At 47.0% G+C, this 21,485-nt stretch carries 18 protein-coding genes and 1 pseudogene; 7 read left to right on the top strand and 12 right to left on the bottom strand.

Translation table 11 applies throughout. From position 1 onward, the window contains the following. Positions 1–167 precede the first annotated feature (167 nt). The 3 genes from ACYU87_RS26380 to parS form a co-directional block, all read right to left on the bottom strand. A protein-coding gene (locus ACYU87_RS26380; RefSeq protein WP_461137002.1) for an IS3 family transposase occupies positions 168–1,303 on the bottom strand; the annotation gives its coding sequence in 2 pieces (ribosomal slippage) (positions 168–1,042 and positions 1,042–1,303; 1,137 coding nt in all). Between the two features lie 858 nt (positions 1,304–2,161). Continuing rightward, positions 2,162–2,635 (bottom strand): RES family NAD+ phosphorylase, encoded by a 474-nt coding sequence (locus tag ACYU87_RS26375; protein WP_461137001.1) that lies wholly within the window; start codon positions 2,633–2,635, stop codon positions 2,162–2,164. Positions 2,636–2,643: 8 nt separating this feature from the next. Further along, a complete protein-coding gene (gene parS / locus ACYU87_RS26370; protein WP_461137000.1) occupies positions 2,644–3,048 on the bottom strand; it encodes a type II RES/Xre toxin-antitoxin system antitoxin in 405 nt (134 codons plus the stop codon). A 325-nt stretch (positions 3,049–3,373) separates the two neighbouring features. On the opposite strand from parS, the gene ACYU87_RS26365 reads away from it, so the two are divergent. Together ACYU87_RS26365 and ACYU87_RS26360 are read left to right on the top strand one after the other, a co-directional pair. Next, entirely contained in the window at positions 3,374–5,776 is a 2,403-nt protein-coding gene (locus tag ACYU87_RS26365) for an ABC transporter permease (RefSeq protein ID WP_461136999.1), read from the top strand. A gap of 119 nt (positions 5,777–5,895) precedes the next feature. Continuing rightward, positions 5,896–6,093, top strand: coding sequence for a LuxR C-terminal-related transcriptional regulator (locus ACYU87_RS26360; RefSeq protein WP_461136998.1), 198 nt, complete (start codon positions 5,896–5,898; stop codon positions 6,091–6,093). A 151-nt stretch (positions 6,094–6,244) separates the two neighbouring features. Here ACYU87_RS26360 and ACYU87_RS26355 read toward each other — a convergent pair whose 3' ends face one another. The 3 genes from ACYU87_RS26355 to ACYU87_RS26345 form a co-directional block, all read right to left on the bottom strand. Then, entirely contained in the window at positions 6,245–6,769 is a 525-nt protein-coding gene (locus ACYU87_RS26355) for a DinB family protein (RefSeq protein ID WP_461136997.1), read from the bottom strand. 261 nt (positions 6,770–7,030) lie between these two features. Further along, a complete protein-coding gene (locus ACYU87_RS26350) occupies positions 7,031–9,475 on the bottom strand; it encodes an ABC transporter permease (protein WP_461136996.1) in 2,445 nt (814 codons plus the stop codon). Positions 9,476–9,878: 403 nt separating this feature from the next. Further along, positions 9,879–11,180, bottom strand: a complete 1,302-nt coding sequence (locus ACYU87_RS26345; RefSeq protein WP_461136995.1) for a S41 family peptidase — start codon at positions 11,178–11,180, stop codon at positions 9,879–9,881. Between the two features lie 152 nt (positions 11,181–11,332). On the opposite strand from ACYU87_RS26345, the gene ACYU87_RS26340 reads away from it, so the two are divergent. Both ACYU87_RS26340 and ACYU87_RS26335 read left to right on the top strand, forming a co-directional pair. After that, positions 11,333–11,710 carry a VOC family protein gene (locus tag ACYU87_RS26340; RefSeq protein ID WP_461136994.1) on the top strand — a complete coding sequence of 126 codons (378 nt, stop codon included), beginning with the start codon at positions 11,333–11,335 and terminating at the stop codon, positions 11,708–11,710. Continuing rightward, positions 11,703–12,551: a helix-hairpin-helix domain-containing protein gene (locus ACYU87_RS26335; protein ID WP_461136993.1), complete on the top strand. Its 849-nt coding sequence runs from the start codon at positions 11,703–11,705 to the stop codon at positions 12,549–12,551. Before ACYU87_RS26340 ends, ACYU87_RS26335 begins: the two co-directional genes overlap by 8 nt. A 195-nt stretch (positions 12,552–12,746) precedes the next feature. Here ACYU87_RS26335 and ACYU87_RS26330 read toward each other — a convergent pair whose 3' ends face one another. Next, complete coding sequence (locus tag ACYU87_RS26330; RefSeq protein WP_461136992.1) at positions 12,747–13,340, bottom strand: DUF6273 domain-containing protein; 594 nt, start codon at positions 13,338–13,340, stop codon at positions 12,747–12,749. A gap of 194 nt (positions 13,341–13,534) precedes the next feature. Next, positions 13,535–14,671: an outer membrane protein assembly factor BamB family protein gene (locus ACYU87_RS26325; RefSeq protein WP_461136991.1), complete on the bottom strand. Its 1,137-nt coding sequence runs from the start codon at positions 14,669–14,671 to the stop codon at positions 13,535–13,537. A 479-nt stretch (positions 14,672–15,150) separates the two neighbouring features. Here ACYU87_RS26325 and ACYU87_RS26320 point away from each other — a divergent pair, with 479 nt between their 5' ends. From ACYU87_RS26320 to ACYU87_RS26310, 3 genes are all read left to right on the top strand, one after another. Then, positions 15,151–15,867: a hypothetical protein gene (locus ACYU87_RS26320; RefSeq protein ID WP_461136990.1), complete on the top strand. Its 717-nt coding sequence runs from the start codon at positions 15,151–15,153 to the stop codon at positions 15,865–15,867. Between the two features lie 487 nt (positions 15,868–16,354). Beyond that, the gene (locus tag ACYU87_RS26315) at positions 16,355–17,002 is read left to right on the top strand and encodes an NAD(P)-dependent oxidoreductase (RefSeq protein WP_461136989.1); all 648 of its coding nucleotides are present in this window, start codon (positions 16,355–16,357) and stop codon (positions 17,000–17,002) included. Between the two features lie 216 nt (positions 17,003–17,218). Continuing rightward, positions 17,219–17,584: a hypothetical protein gene (locus ACYU87_RS26310; RefSeq protein WP_461136988.1), complete on the top strand. Its 366-nt coding sequence runs from the start codon at positions 17,219–17,221 to the stop codon at positions 17,582–17,584. Positions 17,585–17,786: 202 nt separating this feature from the next. Here the strand turns inward: ACYU87_RS26310 and ACYU87_RS26305 are convergent. From ACYU87_RS26305 to ACYU87_RS26290, 4 genes and pseudogenes are all read right to left on the bottom strand, one after another. Next, positions 17,787–19,189: pseudogene (locus tag ACYU87_RS26305) on the bottom strand (IS3 family transposase). A gap of 132 nt (positions 19,190–19,321) precedes the next feature. Beyond that, positions 19,322–20,077: a carboxypeptidase-like regulatory domain-containing protein gene (locus ACYU87_RS26300; RefSeq protein ID WP_461136987.1), complete on the bottom strand. Its 756-nt coding sequence runs from the start codon at positions 20,075–20,077 to the stop codon at positions 19,322–19,324. A 168-nt stretch (positions 20,078–20,245) separates the two neighbouring features. Further along, entirely contained in the window at positions 20,246–20,800 is a 555-nt protein-coding gene (locus ACYU87_RS26295) for a hypothetical protein (RefSeq protein WP_461136986.1), read from the bottom strand. Between the two features lie 417 nt (positions 20,801–21,217). Beyond that, on the bottom strand, positions 21,218–21,485 hold a 268-nt coding region (locus ACYU87_RS26290; RefSeq protein WP_461136985.1), incomplete at its 5' end, for an RES family NAD+ phosphorylase.

Genomic DNA, 21,485 nt, shown 5'->3' with positions numbered 1-21,485 from the left:
GTAAACTTCCTTTTCCTTGTATGGATACTTTCATCTAAAAAAAATTTCACCAATTAGGTTGTTAATCAGTAAAGATCTGCCCCCTTGCACAGCGTCTTTCTCTATATTGCCTTTACGTTGCCTAAGAGGCATTGCTTACCCTGAGGTCCTCCCGAAAAGCGTACCGGTCAAAGATTAAGGATCGGACGTTCATTTGTTCTTCTTTCGATGCCCATTCCGGCCTCATCTGGTGTTCGCCCGCCGAGCGAACTGTGCGGTCGAAAGGAATTATATTCTTGACGCCAAGCCTCGATTTTTTCACGAGCATCTTCCAACGACAAGAACCAGTGAGCGTTCAAGCACTCGTCCCGAAAACTGCCATTGAACGACTCAATAAACGGGTTATCAGTTGGCTTACCGGGTCTGGAAAAGTCTAACGTTACCCCGTTGTCATAAGCCCACAAATCGAGAGCTTTCGAGATAAACTCACTGCCATTGTCTACTTGAATCCGCTCGGGCATAGCTAAATGTATCACTTTTTGCTGATTCATCACTGCTACTACATCTTCCCCTTTCAACGATTGACCGACATGAATGGCTATGCATTGGCGACCGCAGCGGCGGCCGCTATAATTATCGACTATAGTTAACGCCCGGATTTTTCGTCCATCAAAAAGCTGGTCAGCCACAAAATCCATGCTCCAGCACTGATGAATACTAGAGAGTTGAGGGCGCTCTAACCGGTGGGCAGCGGCTCGATTACGACGGGGACGCTTGCTTCTAAGATGCAATCCTTCTTCACAATACACCCTATATACCCTTTTGTGGTTATCGCGCCAGCCTTCCCGGCGCAACAGCATATAAATCCGCTGATAACCGTACCGAACCCTTACCTGGGCAATTTCTTTGATTCGTTTCCGGATCACGGAGTCATCTCGACGACGAGACTTATACTGCAAGGAGGATCGACGGAATTGAATCACAGCGCAGGCACGACGGGCTGAAACGCGATAGTTTTCCATTAAACTTGAGGCCAGTTTTCTTCGCTGAACTGGCCTCAAAGCTTTTTTTTGAGCACATCCTGAAGCATTTGTTTGTCCAGGCTTAGGTCGGCCACTAGCTGTTTGAGCTGACGGTTTTCCTCTTCCAACTGGCGTAATCGGTGCAATTCGGCAACACCTAATCCGCCATATTTCTTCTTCCAATTGTAAAAGGTAGCCTCGCTAATGCCCATTTTACGGCATACTTCAGCTACGGCCACTCCAGTCTCAGATTGTTTGAGAGCAAACACGATTTGTGCTTCAGTGAACTTGGTTTTCTTCATGACGATTTGTTTGATTTAAGTTAATCCAAATCGCCCGATTTTCTCTACTTTATACTGGAACGCTTTTCTGGGGGGACGTCAGGAGCCATTACCACCATAGCTTTTATAGTAAGTATAGCCAGTAGTCGTCTTGTCCAAGATATTTTGAGGAGGTATAGTAAACGTGTTTGATTCCAAGACCGCAATTAAATCCGGATAGTCTAACAAACTGATTTTAATTTGTTTAACGTCTGCATCCTTACTAATCACCACCTTTCCACTTTTTACAGTAGAGACAGTCAGTGTGCCTAGATTAGACTTTGTATTGATGGAGGTTAGACTCTGAGATCCCGAGAAAACGTATATACCCGTGTACTGGTCACGGGGGTCAATATCAGATTCATTCTTCTGGCACGATACCGCCCAAAAAGACGATACCATGATCAAAAAAGGGAGCAGCGTATTTCTCATTATTGTAAAGAGTGGCCGGTAGTAAATGGACTAAGTTTGACTTTAGTGGTCGAGTACGTAAATCTAGATTAATGATCGGAGTCTACGACGCTATTTTTAGTAACTGGGAATTAGTCTCCCTAATTTACAGCTATATCATTCCCATACTACCGAGCTTTCTTTCTCCCGTTCCAACTGACAATCGGGCCTATTTTCTCCTGTTTTATTGGCTTGTTTTGGGAGTGTTTTCTTGAAAAAGTTCCTTAAAATAACAATTACTATGCAACTTGGCTTGGAAAAATACAATTAACAAGTAAGGCAAAGCCGCAGAACTTACAAAATAATTCACTTTTACTTATACTCGAAAAAACGCTCCCATTAGAGACGAAGAAACGTTCATAAATAGACAGCTTCAATAATCCTACGGCGTTACGAGGTGCGCCAGAGCCGAGGATCAACAGGAAAAGGCTTGGCGCTGACAACATCAATGTCAGTAAACAACCCATGAGCTGGATGTAAGAGGTAGTTGTAGGATTCGGCGACTACGGCCGAGAGTACACCCATAATCAGCACATCAGGGTTGGCTAGCCAGTTAGCCATAAAACGGTGATTGTCCGTAAAGCTAGCTTCATCGCGCCAATTAACTGGTAGCTCTTCCAGGCTGAGCACTCGCCGACTATCTGGAACGGATAGCGTTAATAGCATCAGCCGGGGTAGATCCTCATAAGGCAGCGTTGGCAAGTGAACGAGTTGTTCGAGCAAGGCCAACTCGGGGCTGGCTGAGGTGTAGAGGATACCCCGGCCAGCGGGATGCCAGCGGCCACTATGTAAACGGGCGCCTTCTGCTGACAAGGGCGTGCTTAGAAACCGCTCTTTAATCAAGCGATAAACGGTATAGCTCATCGCTGACGTTAAGCGTAGATGCCGTGCTCAATCCGGCCCAGCACGGTATGGACCATTCCAAAGCCAACCAGCGTGTCTAATAAAGCCAGTGGGGTTTGCCGGTGAAGTTCGGCCAGGGGCACTCGTAACCAGCGGCTCAACACATCAGCTCGCTCATCGAACACGTCCAGGCCATGGCGAATCAGGGCTTCCAGCAACAGGAGCCGCTCAGAGGCATTGCTGTCGAGCCGTACCTCGGGGCGTAGTCGGTGCAGGGTACGCTCAGAGAGATTAAGGATAGGGGCCATCTCTTTGTCGGTTAGGCCAATCAACTGAGCGACCTCGTCGGCCTTATGCCGACTAAGACCAGCGCGGGCCTGCTCGACTAAACCAAAGCCGCTATCCGCTCTACCTGTTTCAATAACTAACTCCATAATAAGTGCTATTTGACACGAATATATATGCCATTTGGCGTAAAGACAAATTTGGGGCCACAACTCGGCTAATTAGCCAGTTTAAGCAGGGTTTCATGAAATACTCCCGTTTGATACGATTAGAACATTCATGTATCTGCTTCAGAAAATGGGCGTTAATTGAAACACCAACTTTCCTACCTCCAGTAGAGTCTTTAACTGGCGAAGCTAGGGCAATGGGATACGCAAAAGTCATTTAAGAGATGAATTCGGTAAATGATGTCAACGCTTAACTGGTACATCGTGAAAATGTCTAATTTACCTGCATCTTAATTCATCCTACTTTATGCTTCAAAACTACTTTACGGTCGCGGTTCGTAATTTGTGGTCACAAAGGACGTATACGCTGCTCAATGTGCTGGGCCTAAGCGTTGGGCTAGCGGGTGGACTTCTGATTTTTCTGTTTCTCCGCTACCATCTCAGCACCGACCGACACCAGGCTAACTTCGACCGACTGGTTCGATTCAGCACCGACCTCCATCTGGAGGACGGCACGGTAGAACCGAGCGCGGGAGCTCCCCCGCCGTTGGCAAAAACGTTACGAGCCAGCTATCCACAGGTTGAACAAGCGGCTTTTATGCTGAATTATCCTGACATTAACGTCAGTTTTCAACGAACTGCTGGTGCACCACTAACACGCTTCATAGAACATGATGGCATCGTTTTCGTCGAATCTGAATGGCTTGATGTGCTGACCTACACTTGGCTGGCCGGGAACCCCAAAATCGCGCTGAAGGCACCGAATCAGGTGGTGCTGACCGAATCTTGGGCGAAGCGGTATTTTGGTACGGTGACCTGTTTATCTAAACAGATCACCCTTCAAAACAACGTTGTAACAACTGTAGTAGGTGTAATCGCTGACGCACCCGGCCCGACGGATACCCTTGTGCAAATGTTGGTTTCGCTGCCTACCGCTTACGCAATGGGCATCGACAAGCGCATGGCCGACGACTGGTACGTACCCAACAGTACGAACCGGGTATACGCTCGCCTGAAAGATCCATCAGCACTGGCTGAGCTACAACGGGCCATGCCTGCCTTTCGAAAAAAGTACTACGGCAAGGCCGCCCACTTTTTTCACTTTATTATTCAGCCCTTCGCTGACCTGCACACCGATGTACTTCGTGATCCTGCCCATACCATCCGGTTACCGTTACTATGGTCGCTGGGAATTATCGGCCTGCTGTTAGTGGTAGTGGCCTGCATCAACTTTATCAATTTATCGACCGTACAAGCATTCCGACGCAGTAAAGAAATCGGCATACGCAAAACGCTGGGCAGTTCGCGGGGTCAACTTATTCGGCAGTTTCTAGCTGAAACCGCACTAGTCGTGGGGCTAGCCACGAGCTTAGGCTTATTACTTACCTTGCTGCTTCTACCCTTATTCACGGATTGGGTACAACTCCCGCTCCAGCTGCGCTTCGATGGGGTAACGGTGGGATTCGTTGGGTTGTTAGCTGGCGGGATTCTGCTGCTGGCGGGTGGTTATCCGGCTATTATACTATCGAAGTGTTCACCCTGGGCTGCCCTGACGGGTTCTCTTAAAACAACATCCGGCGGTGGGCTGACCTTGCGCCGGGTGCTGGTCGTAGCGCAGTTTACAGTCTGTCAGGTCTTATTACTCTGCGCGCTCGTCGTGACTCGGCAGACTCACTACATGCAACAGGCCGATCCCGGTTTCACTAAAGATAATGTAGTCATTGTGGACCTGCCTTACAACCAGAAAGCCCGGCATGACGCCTTTAAACAAAAGCTACTGGCCTATGCAGGGGTACAATCCGTTAGTTTGTCTGTGGTACCCCCAGTTACCCCAGCCATGTACGGTGGACAAGTGAAATTCAATGGCAGACCCGATTGGGAGAAATTTCCGATCCGCGACCGTCTGGCCGATGCCGACTATCTGAGTACATACGGATTGCACTTGCTAGCCGGGCGTAATATTACGCCGGGCGATACCATCCGCGACTACGTTATCAACGAGACACTAATGCGCAAACTTGGCTACCATGACCCTAAACAAATCTTGGGTAAACCGATGTTGCATTATCTCTCTCATGTGCCGTTACCCATTGTAGGTGTCGTGAAAGATTTTTATCAAAAATCAATGCGCGATGAAATCAGCCCGTGCGTCATTGCCTGCTGGCCAGAATGGTACCGCAAAGCGGGGGTTCGTATTGCCGGACACAATATGACGCAGACGCTCGATCAACTTGAGAAGAGTTGGCAGGAAGTGTTCCCCGATGAGGTATTCACCTACCAGTTTTTGAACGATGAAGTAGCCAACATGTATAAGACCGAGATGCTAATTGTGCGACTAGTCAACGCCTTCACGATACTGGTCATTTTGATTGGGTGCCTGGGGTTGTATGGCTTAGTATCCTACGTGGTCGTCCAGCGCAGAAAGGAAATCAGTATTCGCAAAGTACTCGGCGCGTCAGTAAGCAGTGTTGTGGCCCTGTTAGCCGGAGATTTTCTTAAATTGGTTTTCGTAGCCATCCTACTAGCTTCACCACTGGCCTACTATGTTATGTATCGCTGGTTGGCTGACTTTGCCTATCGTATAGATCTTTCCTGGGTTGTCTTCATGCTGGCGGGCTTGCTGGCTGTGGGTATTGCGCTATTGACGGTAAGTTTTCAGAGTATTCGGGCCGCCTTGATTGACCCGGTCAAGTCGTTACGAAGCGAATAGTCTCACGAATCAGCTATTCTCAAGAAAACGCTCATTCATGAAACAGTTATGTTTCCCCTCGACGTCAAGCGATTTCTATGATTCTAAAATCGTATATTCGGATTGTAAACTCGATGGACATGCATTCTGATCTTGCTCAATTATCCAGCCGACAGAAGGAAATTTTAGGATTGATCGCCAGCGATCAGCCTGTCGATATCATTGCTAGGCGACTATCGTTGACCACCCATACTATTCGAGGTCATCAGCAATTGATGATACGTCTATTTGAGCTCAACGATGAGCCTTCTTTAATTCAGTTAGCCAAATCAACATAACTGTAGTGGTATTGGCATGCCACCGACTGAGATAGAGATAGGCATATATCAAAAATAAGGTTGCCATTATTCTTGAAAAACGCTCCCCCGTGAGAAGAAACAATTAGTATGAAAATGGCCAAGGCTATAACGGTGAACCGTGACACTTCGGTTATTTGGCAAATCGTAGACCGAAATCATGGCGCTTATCCACTACGCGCTTAATGAGCCCAATCTGGCCACAGTGGTACATGGTGTGCTTGATGTTCCAATCAATGGCCTCCCGTTTTGTCGTGGCGATTGGATGAGGAGTAGGGTTTGGCTCTAACGGATTAGCCAATTCCGAAACGTGCAGCGTCGCTAGGATCGCCAACGACTTTTGTTGCATAACCAGTAAGTCAGCGCCTAATTTAGCTGACGCTACTTTGCCTACTGATTGGGCAGGACCAGATAGGGTGAACAACTCACTATATTCTCGGATAGGAAGCTGTTGGAGAATCTCCATTTGGTGGCCTCGAATCACCAGTATAGAATGGAAATACTGACTGATAATCAAATGCCCAACTTGCCAATCTATACTGGATTCGACAGTGGGCGGAATAATCTTCCACTTATCAAGGGGCAGAGCCTCAACTAGCTTATTAGTCCACTGGTAGGCATCAGCGGTCTGGTTGATCAACATCTGGATTTCAGTCATGAGTAGTTAACAAGTTTGGCTTAGCAGAAAAGCGGATTGTATTCTTATCGGCGAAGTTATTGTAACTATCTTAAAAAGCTTGCGTGTGCTCGTTTTGGAATACGACTTTGGGGTTGTTAAAGTGAAGCGTCTATCCATTGCAAGACCGTCTCACTAAATCGCTCCCACTTGAAACGAACAGCGAACTGAGTATCTGTTATTCGGGCTTATAGTGAGATGCTTCACGAGTGCGTTTAAAAAGGTAGAACGGTAAACATCTGATTACTCACTTCGCAAACTCTTGACCGGATTCATAAGGGCGGCTTTCACGCTCTGAAAACTCACCGTTAGCAGCGTAATGCCGATGGCCAGTAGGCCAGCCAGTGCAAAGACCCACCACTCGATCTGGATGCGGTAGGCGAAATCCTGCAACCAGCGGTTCATGACATACCACGCTAGGGGAGAGGCAACCGTGATGGCAATCAGAACCAGTTTCAGGAAGTCTTTGGAGAGCAAACCAACAACGCCTGACACACTGGCCCCCAGCACTTTTCGGATACCAATCTCTTTAGTGCGCTGTTCTGCGGTAAACGTGGCCAGCCCAAACAGACCAAGGCAGGCGATAAAAACGGTCAGGCACGCGAACAGGCGGTAGAGCAGGCCCATCTGTTGCTCGGCTTTGTAATAGTTGTTCAGGCTGTCTTCGTAAAAACGGCCGTAAAACGCGGCTTCGGGCATCACACGGGTATAAACCGCCTTTACTTTTTCGACCGTCTGGCCCACATTCTTCGTCTGTAATTTTACGCTCCCACCGTAATAATACTGGTCTTTGGCCACCATCACTACAGGCTGGATACCCCCCTCTTTGGCGGAGTTCGTGTGAAAGTCGTTCACAACGGCCATAATCGGAGCGGTTCCCAAACCGAATACCCGAAGGTTATGGCCAATTACCGAAGCCGGATTTTTGATACCCAGCTTCTTAAGTAGCGTTTCGTTGACCACAAATTGGGTTGTTGTGTCGGTGACCGCGTAGGGCAGCCCGGCCAGTACCCGGATGCCGAACGTGTTGAAGTAATCCCCATCAACCATTTTCATGGATGCCGTGAAATCTTCTTTTTTTGCGAGGTTGGTAAAGGCAAAGTTGCTCTGCCACTTATTGGCCGATGAAGGAAGGTCAGACATGAACGAGACGGCCTGCACCCCTGGTACCTGAAGCAACTCCTGCCGGAGCGTTACATACCGGGTACGGTAGGTGGGATCGGTGACAAAGGTAAATACCCCCTCTTTGGTGAATCCAAGCTTCATCTGACCCAGGTAATCCATCTGCTGCAAATTTATTACGGTGCTTATTATCAGCACCAGCGCTGCTGTGAATTGACCTACAATTAGGCTTTTGCGGAGGGTGATACCCCGCAGCCAGCCCCGCCCTGCCTGCCGTCGGAACACATCAAGCGGGCTGAACGACGACAGCACGAAAGCCGGGTACAGCCCGGCCAGCAAGGTCAACAACACCATTAGTCCTCCCAACACCGGCGCCAGGTCAGGACGGAAATAGAGCGATGCGTCAGTTGGCACCTGGAACAGGTCAGTTAACAACGGCAGCAATGTGTAAGTTAAGGCCATGCCCAATCCCAATGATACGGCTACTAGTAGGCATGTTTCGGTCAGAAACTGTCCCACCACTTGCCGCTGAAGACTACCCAACACCTTGCGAACGCTCACTTCTTTGGCTCGCTTTCCCGCCAGCGCCGACGCAATGTTGACAAAATTGATGCAGGCCATCAGCAACAGCACCGCCCCCACCGTGGTCAGATTCCGCAGCCGCTGATGGGATACGGTCGGCACATTGGAAGAAAACGTGTCGAACCGTTCGTCATGGTGCAGATCAGCCAATGGACTCAGAAAGTGCGTTTTTTTATCGTTGTCCCCCCGTCCGTCGTAGTGTTTACGCGAGAAAGTTTCTAGGAGCCGATTGGCGGACTCGACGGAGAAGTTGGCCGGTAGCTTCACAAAAACATGATCGTTGCTGGATGAGTTGCCCCAGTCATCGAACCCGCCGAAGCCAAATACCTGCGCTTTATCGGCTTTTTTGGTAGCGTAGGAAATAACCAGATTCATTGGGAAGCTGGTATTCGGGGGAGCGTCAGCCAGTACGCCCACTACCCGCATGTTGACGATATTGTTGATACGAAGAAACTTACCGACCGCCTGCTTGGGGTCCTTGAAATACTTGCGGGCAAAGCGTTCCGATAGGGCCACCACGTTTGGTGCGGCCAGTGCTTGTGGCTGGCCGATGAGCCAGGGGAAGTGGAACATCCGAAAAAACGCCGGTCCAACCAGTAGACCCTCATCGCGTTCAAAGTATTTCACAGGCGCATCCAGCGTCTTGGCGTTGGTGCCCAGCACAGTCACCTGCGGGTCAAGGGTTCCAAACACCGGCACGATTTCGGTAAACTGCGGAATATCGGTTTTCAAGGCCGCCGCCACTGGCAAGGGGCTACCCGAACCTTCGGTTTGGGTACCATCCCGTAGCACTTGCTTCCTCACAACACGGTGAATACGTTCAGTCTCCGGGTGGAACTGATCGAAACTCCGTTCGTAGCGTACCACCATGAACAGGAGCAGCGAAGCGGCTATGCCGATACTCAGGCCGAGGATATTTAACAAGGTGTAGCTCCGGTTACGAATCAGGGTTCGAAGAGCGATTTTGAGGTAGTTTAGTAGCATGGTTGTTAGCCGTTTTTCTCCTGTTGGGTCACATACAAATGCGCTAACTGAACGGCTCAACTATCATACCACGAGTAGCAAAACAGGCTGGGACGTCAGGAGGGCGAATTGAGATGGAAAAATTGTACGAATTCGGACAGCCAATGTCCGTTTTTGTCGCCCGTATGCGCGCGATTGCGTTGGACAGATATTAAAATCAAGTGTTCCATGAAACGCTCCTAGGTGAGACGAAGGAACGTTCATGCATCTGATTCAAGAGATAGGCGTTAAAAGAAACGTCCTTGTTCAACTCAACTGTTTCAGCAGTCAGATTGCTTTACAATGATTACTGCTGTGAAGACGTTGAATCCTACCGCGTCTTGAGAATTGGTTTACTCTTATAATAATCCATCACTACCCCCACTCAGTCGAATTGATCATCCCCAATCACCACATCTGGCTGGTAACCTGTTTCATCAATCTTGCCGTGCAACGTCCAGTCGGATCGCACGGTCGCCACATAGCCTTCATAAAGACCACAGATAAGACGGTAGGGGCGTACCGTCCCGTAGTCCATCGTGCCACTCGTCGGACTGCCAAACAGCGTTACCTTCTGGCTTTGCCGGGCATATTCGAGCAGTAATTCCGCACTACTTGCCCCGCCACTATCAATCAACAAAGCGATCTTATGAGGCATCTTGACTACACTATCTCGTCGAATGGTGCGTCCAGGATAGCTGATCAGTTTGCCCTCTACCTTTTCGGTTACACCCGGGTCAACAATGGGTTGCGTATAGATCAAGCGGACGAATTCATCCCACGACTCTAAGCTCCCACCACCACCGGCATTACCCCGCAAATCGATAATCAAATGGGGTGTTCGACCAATGACTTCTTTGTGGTGACTCAACACGGTATTGAAGGCTGAATCAGCCACGTTAAATGAGCTTAGTTTCAAGTAACAAAAGTTGGCGTCAATGACGTTGAAACTCAGGTTGGGAAGCTGCTTCTGTTGGGTCAACAAATCGACGGTTCGGGCTAGCTGAGCCGGCTTATCAAACTTAGGCACGGTGCGTATCCAGTAGCCGCCAAAGCCGGAAAATTTGAGAATATCTCCCTGTAAAGACGCCGTGTAGTTGGCGGGTGTAAAATCCCGAAAGTAGTAGACCGCTTCAAATCGTTTTGATGAGCGCTGTTTCAAGCTAAACTTGATCAACCCGGCTTGCCAGTTTTCCACCTTTGTACTGGCAATACTGCCGGTGTATTGACTGGGGTCTTTCTTGTCCCGGTGAAGAGTCACTTGATACAGATCATCGACATCGCGCCAGGTGCCTTCGATGGGGGCTAAGCGCGCTTGGTTGGCCGATAAATAGCGGGTGATCTGAGCAGGAGAGTCGTTGTCACTGACTGGTTTTCGGGCAGTGGATGGCTGGTTCGCAAAGTCAATGGTAAAGTGGTCATCCTTAAAAAAGGCTATATATTTTTCAAGGATGGGTAGGCAAGTGTTTGGTGAAGCAAGCTCGGCTTGTTGCTCCAGGCTTTGGCACAGTTGCTGATACTGGTTGAGGGCATTACTGGCCGTCTTATCCTCAAAGCCCGCGTACCGGCTTTTGGCCACTTGGATTAGGGCATTCAGATTGGCTTTACAGCTACAACTATCCGTTTGTTGGGCATGCCCCCAGGTAGAGAAGATAACAAGGGAAAAGATCACGAAAAGGTGTTTCACACGAGTGGGGAATAGGCGCAGGATGGCGTTTCAATCTAGGAAAAGTAACGATCTTATCAAACGCTTGTCTCATAATTCACTTTGGCAATTTCAGCACATTTCCGCTTCCACCTTTACCCTACTTTTGACCAAACTACCAACGCATTCAATTGATGAAATCCATCTCGCCAAACATCTTTGTCAATGACGTACAAGCAACCATCACCTTTTACACCAAACTCGGCTTTATATTAACTGATGAAGTGACTACGCCCGAAGGCGAAAAAGTATTTGCCCTGATGGCGAACGGAAGCGTATCCTTCATGTTTCAGAGCTTTGCCAGCATTGAAGGTAAGCACCCGATGGTGAGTCGTGCCGAGGGAGGATCGCTTTTGTTGTACATCAGCGTGGATAATATCCGTCAGTATTATGCCTATATCAACGAACGCGTAACCGTACTCACCGGCCTGGAGAAAACGTTTTACGGGGCTACTGAATTTTCGCTCTGCGACAACAATAATTACCTGCTAACTTTTGCCGAACATGACTAAGCAGCAACTCAATCCACTGGACGTAACACCGGCAGAAGTAAAAAAGCTGCGCGCGCTGAAAATCAAAAAGAGTGAAATGCACCTGCACACAATAGAGGTATTGCAGCAACTACTTGATACGTCAAGGATCAGGGCGATGGAGCTGTTTGCGCTATCGGAGTTTCAAAGTCTTCCCTCAGTCGGCATACGCTTTGCGCATGACCTTATCTGGTTGGGATACTATTCCCTACACGAGCTAAAAGGGAAAGACCCAGCCAAGCTCACGGATCAATATGAATTGGACAAAGGGGTATGGACAGATCCCTGTGTTGAAGATCAGTTTCGGCTTGTTGTACATTTTGCCAACCACCCAACCAGTAAACTTAATTGGTGGGACTTCACTGCGGAGCGCAAAGCCTTCCGCGAAAAATACGGCTATCCTGCCACGCGGCCAAAGAAGCCTTGGTTTGAGTTAGCTCAGTACCAAACGCGCAACCAAATACCAGCTACGCAGGAGGCCACCCAAAAAGACCTGCATAAAAAACTGAAACTCGCATTGTCGTACATGACTAAACATCCAGCCGAAAAAATTACTATCGCTCAGCTGGCTGACTTAGCCCATCTCTCCCCCTATCATTTCATCCGCCTCTTCCGCAGCGCCTATGAACTGACACCCCTGCAATACCTCACGCGGCTCCGACTAAAGAAAGCCTCTTTGTTATTAAAAAAATCAGATGTCACCGTAGTCAACATCGTTCCCCAATGTGGCTTTGAGAACGATAGCGCTTTTATTCGCTTGTTCAGAAAGGAATTCAGAATGACACCAATAGCTTACCGGAAGCAGTTTGGGGAGAAGAAATAATCTTTCCTTCAACTCTACGTGCTTTCTTTCGTTCTCCTTCCTACGAAGCTTCTTTCTAATCAAATTGCATTCAGTATCGCAGAAAAGAATTTTTTCAAGATTAGAGTTAAGACGATTTATTTCTCAGAAAAACACTCTTTTACTAATCAGCTCAGCCTAAATCGAATTGAAAAGAGAAAAGAGTAGCAGTACCTATCATGGCCAGATTTGATCGTCCACCCGCAACCACAAAGCGGGACGAACTCCGCCCCCGTCTCTGGGACTGCCAAAGACACCATTGCCACGGACATAAACATGGCCATGTTTGTTGATACTCGCACCCGTGCGCCCGTAATAGCCAGGCGACCGAAGCCGCCAACTGTGGAAATCAGTACCGTATCGAGCTTGGCGATTAGCGTTGTTTTCGTCGTCAATCAACCAGGTTTGCCTCCCTTTATTCCTTAGGTTTGCCCGGCTGTTGCCAAAATACTGGCAGACTTCTTCCAAGCTCAGCAAGAATAAGTGATCCGTGGTATCTGACCCCCCTTTTGTGTTGAACCAGGGGTTGTCAACATTCTTGTTTGTCACCTCAATAATTCTTGCCTTCTCGTCTTGGCTGAATGTAGAATAGATTTCCTGATTAAGGTATTGCCTTAACGCACAATCGGCCCAAGTTATGTCGACAAACTGGTGGTGATACCATCGCAGATCCACTATATCTTGGGTAATGATCAGCGCCCTGTGCCCCTCTTCAACGGCAAGTACCTGCCACGTATACATGCCAAAGGTAATTAGGTCGTGTTTTACCATTCTTAAAGTGCCGGTTCGTCCATCGCTCCATTCTAAGCAGCATTAAAACGCTATTTTACTTGTTCTCAAATAAGGCTCCTGTGCGAGACGAAAAAACGCCCATGCATATGCTTCTTAAATGGGGCGTTTTTAGAGATGGTCAACCGGTGAGAATAGAATAGAAAAAAGATAGTTAAATTCGTAACCTTCACTTGTCAATTAACCGCTCCACTTTCGGAGGAGTAGATACCAGCCATATTCCCGTTCCGACTTATCACAGGTGTAGCCAAGGTTCCAGCACCATTAAAGCCCAACTCTTTTACAAGCAGCGATTTGCCAGTTACAGCATCAAGGATAAACAAGCTTGACGCTCCCCCCCCCAGTTGATAAAGCTTATTATTAAAAAATACAGGGCAAGAGTAGACAATTCCCCCTGTATTAAATCGCCATTTTTCTTGCCCGCTAGCCGCATCGAGTGCATAAAGATAAAAATCTGTACTGCCAATGTAGACCATACCATTTGTAGCAACAGGGCTCGAATCAATTCGTTTGGTCGTTTCAAATTCCCATCTTTTTTGACCTGATTTCGCGTCAATTGCATATAACTTACTATCAAGACTTCCTATATAAATAAGGCCATTATATATAGTTGGGCTTGAATTAATAGCACCGTCAAATTTGAATTTCCAGATCAGCTCTCCATTCGTTACATCTAGACAATAGAGATAAGGAGTTGACTGCTCATAACCGCCGAAAAATACTTGGTTTTTGTAAACCGTCGCACTAGTAGCCGTTATTGCGGGGTATTTCCATCTCTGAGCTCCAGTTTTGCTATCTAATGCATAAAAGTTACCCTTGAGGCCGAAATTCCCCGCAAATACAACACCGTTGTAAACAGCTGGATTAAATTTAAAGCTTCGATCACCAATTGCTGAAAAAACCCATCGTTTTATTCCTGAAGGAACATCAATTGCATAGAGCTTATTATTACACCCTATATAAACTATACCTTCTGAATATACAGGTGATGAGGCAATTACAGTATTTTCAAGAAATATATCCTTAATTACTGTGCCACTGTCTTCATCCATTATTAAGAGGCTGCCTCCACTACTACCTACATAAATCAACCCATCCTGTACGATTGGGCTCGAATAAACCGGAAAAATATCTTTAACCCATTTCTCCTGACCGGTTTCAGCATTATAGGCATACATACCTTTACCAAGACTGGGTGCGTAAATAAAAGGGGGTTTATCACTCTGTACAATCGGCTGGTCGTCTTTTTTACAACTCCACACACATAGGCAGATAAAGATAAAAAAGGTTATAGTACGCAGGTTGAATAACATATCAAATGTGAAATCTCGCTACCAAGGTAAGTGATTTTAGATAAATAATAGCTTAACAAGTATATAAGCTCAACCCTAACTATCTATTCTTTTCAAGATAAAATCTTCCAGCGAAAATCTTTATGCCTCTAAATAAATCAGAGTTTAGTGGATAAATTTAGACTCTTATACGGATGTCCTAGACACCCGTTCATCTGACACTTGATACTTATAAAATAGATTGAGACCACAGGTTTTTATATTCTCAGAGAAGGCTCCCTCAGGAGACGCATACTCTTAAATGAGGCCTCTAATTGGACGGCGTGTTTTAAGAACTGTGAAGTGGTACCGCACCGGCGGACCGGCCACTGCGGTACTATCCGTAGCAAACGTAGCTTTGTAAGTTTATAATTATGTGCATTTCTAGCTGTTCAAATCATAACAAGTGCAGTCCTCTCTATTAGGAGATCTTCCCCAAGACATTAACGACACACAAACTCATGGAAGAGAAAGTCTTGACCCAACTTCGGTGGTTAAAAATCTATACGTTTACGAGCACTGCCATCTTCGCCCTTTATTTGTTTACTGCAAACAACTCCAGCAATGCCCCGCAGCGATTTAAGGAAATAGACGTAGAACGGATTAACGTGGTTGAAAAGGATGGAACCCTTAAAATGGTCATTAGTAATGAGGCAAAGCAACATCCCGGTATTGTGGATGGTAAAGTTATAGCTCCTCGTAAGCGTTCTGCAGGAATCATTTTCTTCAATACGGAAGGGGATGAATGTGGAGGGTTGGTCTATGAAGGCACTAAAAAGCATGCATCCCTGGCTTTATCGATTGATCAATATAAAAATGATCAGCTCATGCAGTTACAGTATGATGAAAAACTTGATGATAAGCAGCGAGCCCGGTCATATGGGTTGAAATTATGGGATCGACCCGACAATTTCACGCTTGGCCAACTGGTAAACCGACTCGACTCGTTAGAAAAACTGAATAACGAAACCTTGTACAAAAAAGGCATAGCTGATTTGGAAGCAAAACGCCTTCTTGGGAACGAGCGCCTTTTCGTAGGAAAAACGTATCGGTCAGAAACCGGTTTATTCATTCGTGATGAAGCGGGTAATGCCCGTATCAAGCTGTACGTCGATAAGAAGGGGGAAGCAAAAATCGAATTATTGGATGCCGCTGGTAAAGCCCTCCCTCTTCATTGAAGAGGTATACAAAGCGTAATTAATATTAGTTCATGAAGGACCGTATGCTACCGATTAGATTGGACAGATATTAAAAATCACTGCCTCACAATTCGCTCTCAATGCAAGATTAATTGAGTATCTCTCACTAGCCATACACAGTCAAATTTTAACCGGTACCGAATGCTATGCTGTACCCGGACAGAGGTACCTTTTGCCGCTATAGCCAACTTATCAAAATAGTTTTCTAATTTTGGCTCATTACAGGCTACTAACATATCCCCCCTACGTTTACCCCTTTTTCTAAAAAAAGGGTAGGATGTCCATCATCTGACACGTAAACGACTTCTCCAACTCACCTTATTGGGGTAGTTGGTTCTCACTCCTATTCCATTGCCACGGTAAGGAATGTATTGGTCTGCTGACCCACATCCTGACCTTGTTGTAGGCAATTCACCCTGACGGTTGAGTGTACCGTTCCCACTAGCTGTCAAAACATGTTAGTAGCATGACAACTAAGAATCAATTAACGATTGCTATCCTGGGTGGGGCTGGTAAAGCGGGTCGCCCCTTAGTCCAACAAGCGCTGGCCGCCGGTCACACCGTCCGGCTTCTGCTACGCCACCCTCAAGCATTTGATCTAGCCCATGAACGGCTCGAGATTGTTCATGGTGATGTTCGTGACCGGGCTTGTGTCCACCAACTGTTGGCAGGCACTGACGCTTTATTAAGCACACTGGGTCATACCAAAGGAGAGCCCAAACCTATGATGGCGGCTGCGACTCAGACTTTCGTCACCAGTATGGAAGAGCTGGGTATTCGTCGTTGTGTGGTGGTCAGTAGTCTGTTTGTGACAGGCCGTGAAGCGTTGGACCAGAAGACCCAAGAAGCCGCCGATTATATGCAACAGCATTTTCCGTTGTTTATGGATAACCGGCGGTTAGAGTTTGAGCTACTCTCAGGAAGCTCACTGGATTGGACGTATGTACGGGTCCCTCTGATTACCCAGGGCCCCGCTAGGGGTGGCGTTGAGGTAAGTCTCAACCATCTACTCGGCCAACAAATTTCGGCCGTTGATTTAGCCGACTTTCTATTAAGTCAGGTGATCGACCAGCAATATATTGGGCAAGCCCCTTTTGTGGCCAGTAAACAGTAAGAATAGTTTACGATCAGTACATACAAAAGAGCCAGTATATACTGGCTCTTTTTTAATATAGGTGTGATCACAAAGCCAACTTGTCTAAGTTAGAATTCTTAAAAAAACGCCCCTAAACGAGAAATACGTTGCGTAAACCGATTCGGCTATCGTTTTAAAAGTATACCATTTAAACCCTAATCCCAAAAAACAGGTCATACAGAAAAACAACCTGTTATGAAATTATTGTCTTTGGGGCTAATGGGAGTCCTTTTTGTGAGTACTAGTGTGTTATCCGGCTGTCGAGAGCAGAAAACCTTAACCACCAACAAGTGTCCAGAAGCCTCTGAGTTTGTTCGGCAGGCCAATGACCTGGAGGGTACAGTATATTACGATTCGGACCAGGACCGATATGGCATTCAAGTGGCTACCAGCATGGATTCGGCTGATATGGGCCTGACTTGCAATCTGCCAAAGTCGTATCAGAAAGCGCAATGTAAAGTCCGCTTCAGTGGTCAGTACTATGCCTACGCTAAGCCAGTCAACGCGCCAGCTGGCTATAAGCATTACTATCTGACGCTGGACTCGATTCAGCAGCGCTAATCAATCATTAATTCTAATTCAGTACGGTACATCATGAAAAGAAAGTACAGCCAAGCTATCATTGTAATAGCTAGCTTATTGATGTGATGCACAGGGGTGTATGCCCAAAGGTCGTGTCCCAATACGCCCGCTGTAATCAACGTATCAGTGTATATCGTCAACCGAAAGTGGACAGATGGGGGTGAAAAGAGAAGAGACGGGTTTAAACACTTTGTACTCGCTGAAAAATATGGTTTTTCCGTCGTTTCAGCATTGATAACTGTTTAGTTTTTTGCCGCTCTGCTACGATTTGCTCCTGACGGCCCCAATACGCATCGGCGGGACGTACGTTATCCAGTGACTCATGATACCGCTGGTGATTATAATACTCCACCCACTCCGTTAAGCGCGCCCGCAACTCATCCGGACTGTAATAAGGCTCCAGTAGCAGCACATTTTTCATCGACCGATGATAGCGCTCTATTTTGCCTTGCGTCATAGGATGGAATGGCGCACTACGAATATGCTCAATGCTTTCCCCTTTTAAATACCGTGAAACATAGGCTGAACCATTGTCCGACAGCATACGTGGTCGCTGACCAGCCGTCAAACTACTGGCTTTCAGAGCCGCTTGCACGGTTCGTTCCATGTCCGTGGCCAGCATACCGGGGCACAATTCCCACGCTAAAATGTATCGGGAATAATCATCCAGTACTGTCGAGAGATAATACCATCCCCAGTTCTTGATCTTGAAATACGTAAAATCGGTTTGCCAGAGCTGGTTGGGAGCCGTCGTGGGGTTGTAGAACTGATCGGCAGCTTCCATCAACCGGTAGGCTGGGGTTGTGATTAAGCCCCGACTTTTCAGAATCCGGTAAACGGTAGACTCCGAGACAAACCACCCCTCATTATCAACAATATAGCAGGCTAGTTCTCGGCAAGATAAATCAGGACGTTTTAGGGCCAGTTCTACTACGCGGCCCTTTTCAGCCGGTGGCATCGGACCGCCGAAGCGGTTGGTTCCAGGCACTCGTGCGCCGATAAGCCGGATCAGCCAGGCCATCATAGCCACTTTGCAAATAGCGTTTGTACCACTGATAAAACGTCGATCGATTGATACCTAACTCCTTTAGGGTGGCTTTAACGCTCAAAGGCGACTGTTCGACCAACGTAATGATCTCCATTTTCTCAGACTGAGTCATGTGATGGTAGCGATTAGTCGTCGGCTTTAAGGCTTTTTTTTAATACCCGATTCTCTAAGCTCAATTCAGCCATCAGTTGTTTGAGGGCTTCATTTTCTGACTTAATGGATTGTACTTCCGGGGCGGTAGCTTCCCGGGTGGTATCGCCTGCCAATCGTTTTTTCCCCGCTTCCAGGAACTCTTTACTCCACCGATAATAAATGTTGGTATTAAGGCCTTCGCGTCGACAAATCTCGGCTACTGACTGTTCACCTTGCAAGCCTTCCAGCACAATACGAATCTTTTCTTCAGCAGTATACTGGCGTCGGGTCTGCCGTTGGATGTCTTTGATAATGGATAAGGCCGGCTTGCGCTCAGATGCAGTTGAAGCGGATTGGGCCGTTTTGGAACGGTTAGGCGGGGACTTTTTGGCTGAATTGGACATAACCAAGGTGGTTTAAGTGAAACAACCGGGTCGCCGGTGCGATTACTGAATTGTCTCTTCCCATTTTCACCCTATTTGTCCACTTTCATTTGACGACGTACATCAATAGGCCAATTAGTGGCTTTTTATTTATCAAGGCATTATGAATGAGACCGCTGGAGAGGTCGTTGTATTCAGGTTAGGGAACGTCGATTTACCAACATTTGGGTCTGTATAGCTGTTGCTCTGGACCGATTCGCCATAAAGCCGTACATAGACCGTTTGGTTAGTACTGAACCCAGCTGTTATAAGATCATCTTTGGTAAAGCCCCCGGTTACATTGTTGTTGAGGGCCGAAACGACCGGTGAGACATACCGATAGTTGGTACTAGAAACGGCCGGATCAGTGCTCAAAAAGTAGCGCACATAGCCTCTATTGGTGGCGGTGGGCGTTGGCGATACCGAGTAGAGCAAACTTACTCCTGGTCCACCGTTATAAGTAGTGCCCGCCACCGATAAGGAGGTTACAGAAGTGGTCGCCGTTTTCCCCAGAATGATCGTAGGCAGGGTTGAAGCGGTTGCCGACTGAGTATGAGCTACCCCAAATAAGCGATATGAACCGATACCCCCTTTACTCAGGGTCAGATCATGTAGCCCATAGGGCAGGCTAGCTAATGAATACTTTCCACTGGCATCAGTGGTGGCGCTTAAGCTGCTCAGATCATCCACTGTTACGGTAACACCACTATGATCAGTAAGGGGATTGATCTTATCATCCCAAAGCTGAACGGTACCTTGCAATGGCCCCCCAGCTGGAGTGGGGGTTTGATTCGTATCGTTGCTGCAAGAGGAGATAATAGCCCAGCAACTTAGTGCAATTAGATAAAGATAGCTAAACGAAAGCTTCATAGAATTATCAGTATTTGGAACACATTATGCAAAGCCCATTTGAGCCTATTTTTATCGTTCAATAATTAGGCCATTTCTTGGAATAGTTTCTTAACATAAGACTTATTATCTAACAAAAAGACCTGTTTGTGACGCAAGCAAGCCTTTTTGTTAGATAATAGCGATCTACTACCGCTGTACTTTGGCACTGGCTAGGAGTTGCTGGACTTGCTTGAAGGTGCGTTGATAGCTGGCTTTTTCGGCCGCACTAACGAAACCCTGCTTTTTGACCACTTCGACTACTGACGTTCGTACATCACCCAGTTGGCTGTACATCTGGTTAGCTGTTTGCTGAGTCAATGTGTGTGCTTTAATGGCCTGTCCTAGGCTGGCTTGTAATGTAGCTGCTTTCAAGCCGATGGCTTCTTGATCAGCTTGATTGACCACGAGTTGCTTGTCCAGATGCACCTCTAAGCCGGTCCCCTTCACCAATTGAATCAGTGCCTCGGATGGGGTCAGTTTTCCTTTTACAGCCGGATTGTGAAACGCCTGAGCGGCTTTCGGGTCATATTTGATTGGACAACTAATTTGACCAGCTAGTTGGCTGAGTGCTTTGTCGAGTCGATTAGGCGCGATGTTGATGGTGGCGGGCAGCTGCGGACAAGCCGTCTGTGCTTGACCGATAGTGGTAACTACCGTCAGCACAGCGATGGCAGCAAGGGAGTAAAGTGGGTTTGTTTTCATCGGTTGTTATTTGATAAGGTAATCTAAGTGTAGCCTTATTGAATAAGTATCGAATAATAACCGGCCTAAATTGTATGCATTCTTAAGTATTTTTACGACTAACTAACCAGCCTTTGAAAGCCAGGTCATTATCAGTAGGCTGCTCACCAAATCCCTTCTTATCTGTTACTATTTTCCCGCTTCTACATGTCAAGCCTATGATGGGTCAATCTTAGAATATTCTTTTAACAAGAGATTACTTATGCAACTTAACTAAGAAAAGTACTATCTCTGAGACAATTAATTTTTAGAAAGAACGTATATGAAATTATCTTTACTTAGTCGTACAATGACGCATAAGTTGATCTTTTAGAGGAATAGTTGGTAAGCCAGGAACATTTCAAATTCTCATACAACCCTCAAATGAATGGACTATTCCTATCCGTTGGCCTTCAATAAACGGCCATCAATTCGGAAGGGTGCGTTCTCCATAATCTTGACCGCTTCCTCGAAGCTGGGATGAAGCGTATGCACTAAGTAGTTTCGAGACCGGTCAACGATTGCTGAAGGTACCGATACACTCAGCTTGTCAGGCGCGTCAAGCCAGTCCTGTAAATAAGACTGTAAAACCTCAATTTGCTGCTCATCCTGCCAGGTAGCCGGTAGATCCGCTACCGACACGACATGATACGTTTCGGGTATGTCC

This window comes from Spirosoma lituiforme (assembly GCF_054776635.1).
The sequence above is the reverse complement of the archived record's forward strand: the minus strand, read 5'-3'. Positions and strand labels throughout refer to the sequence as shown.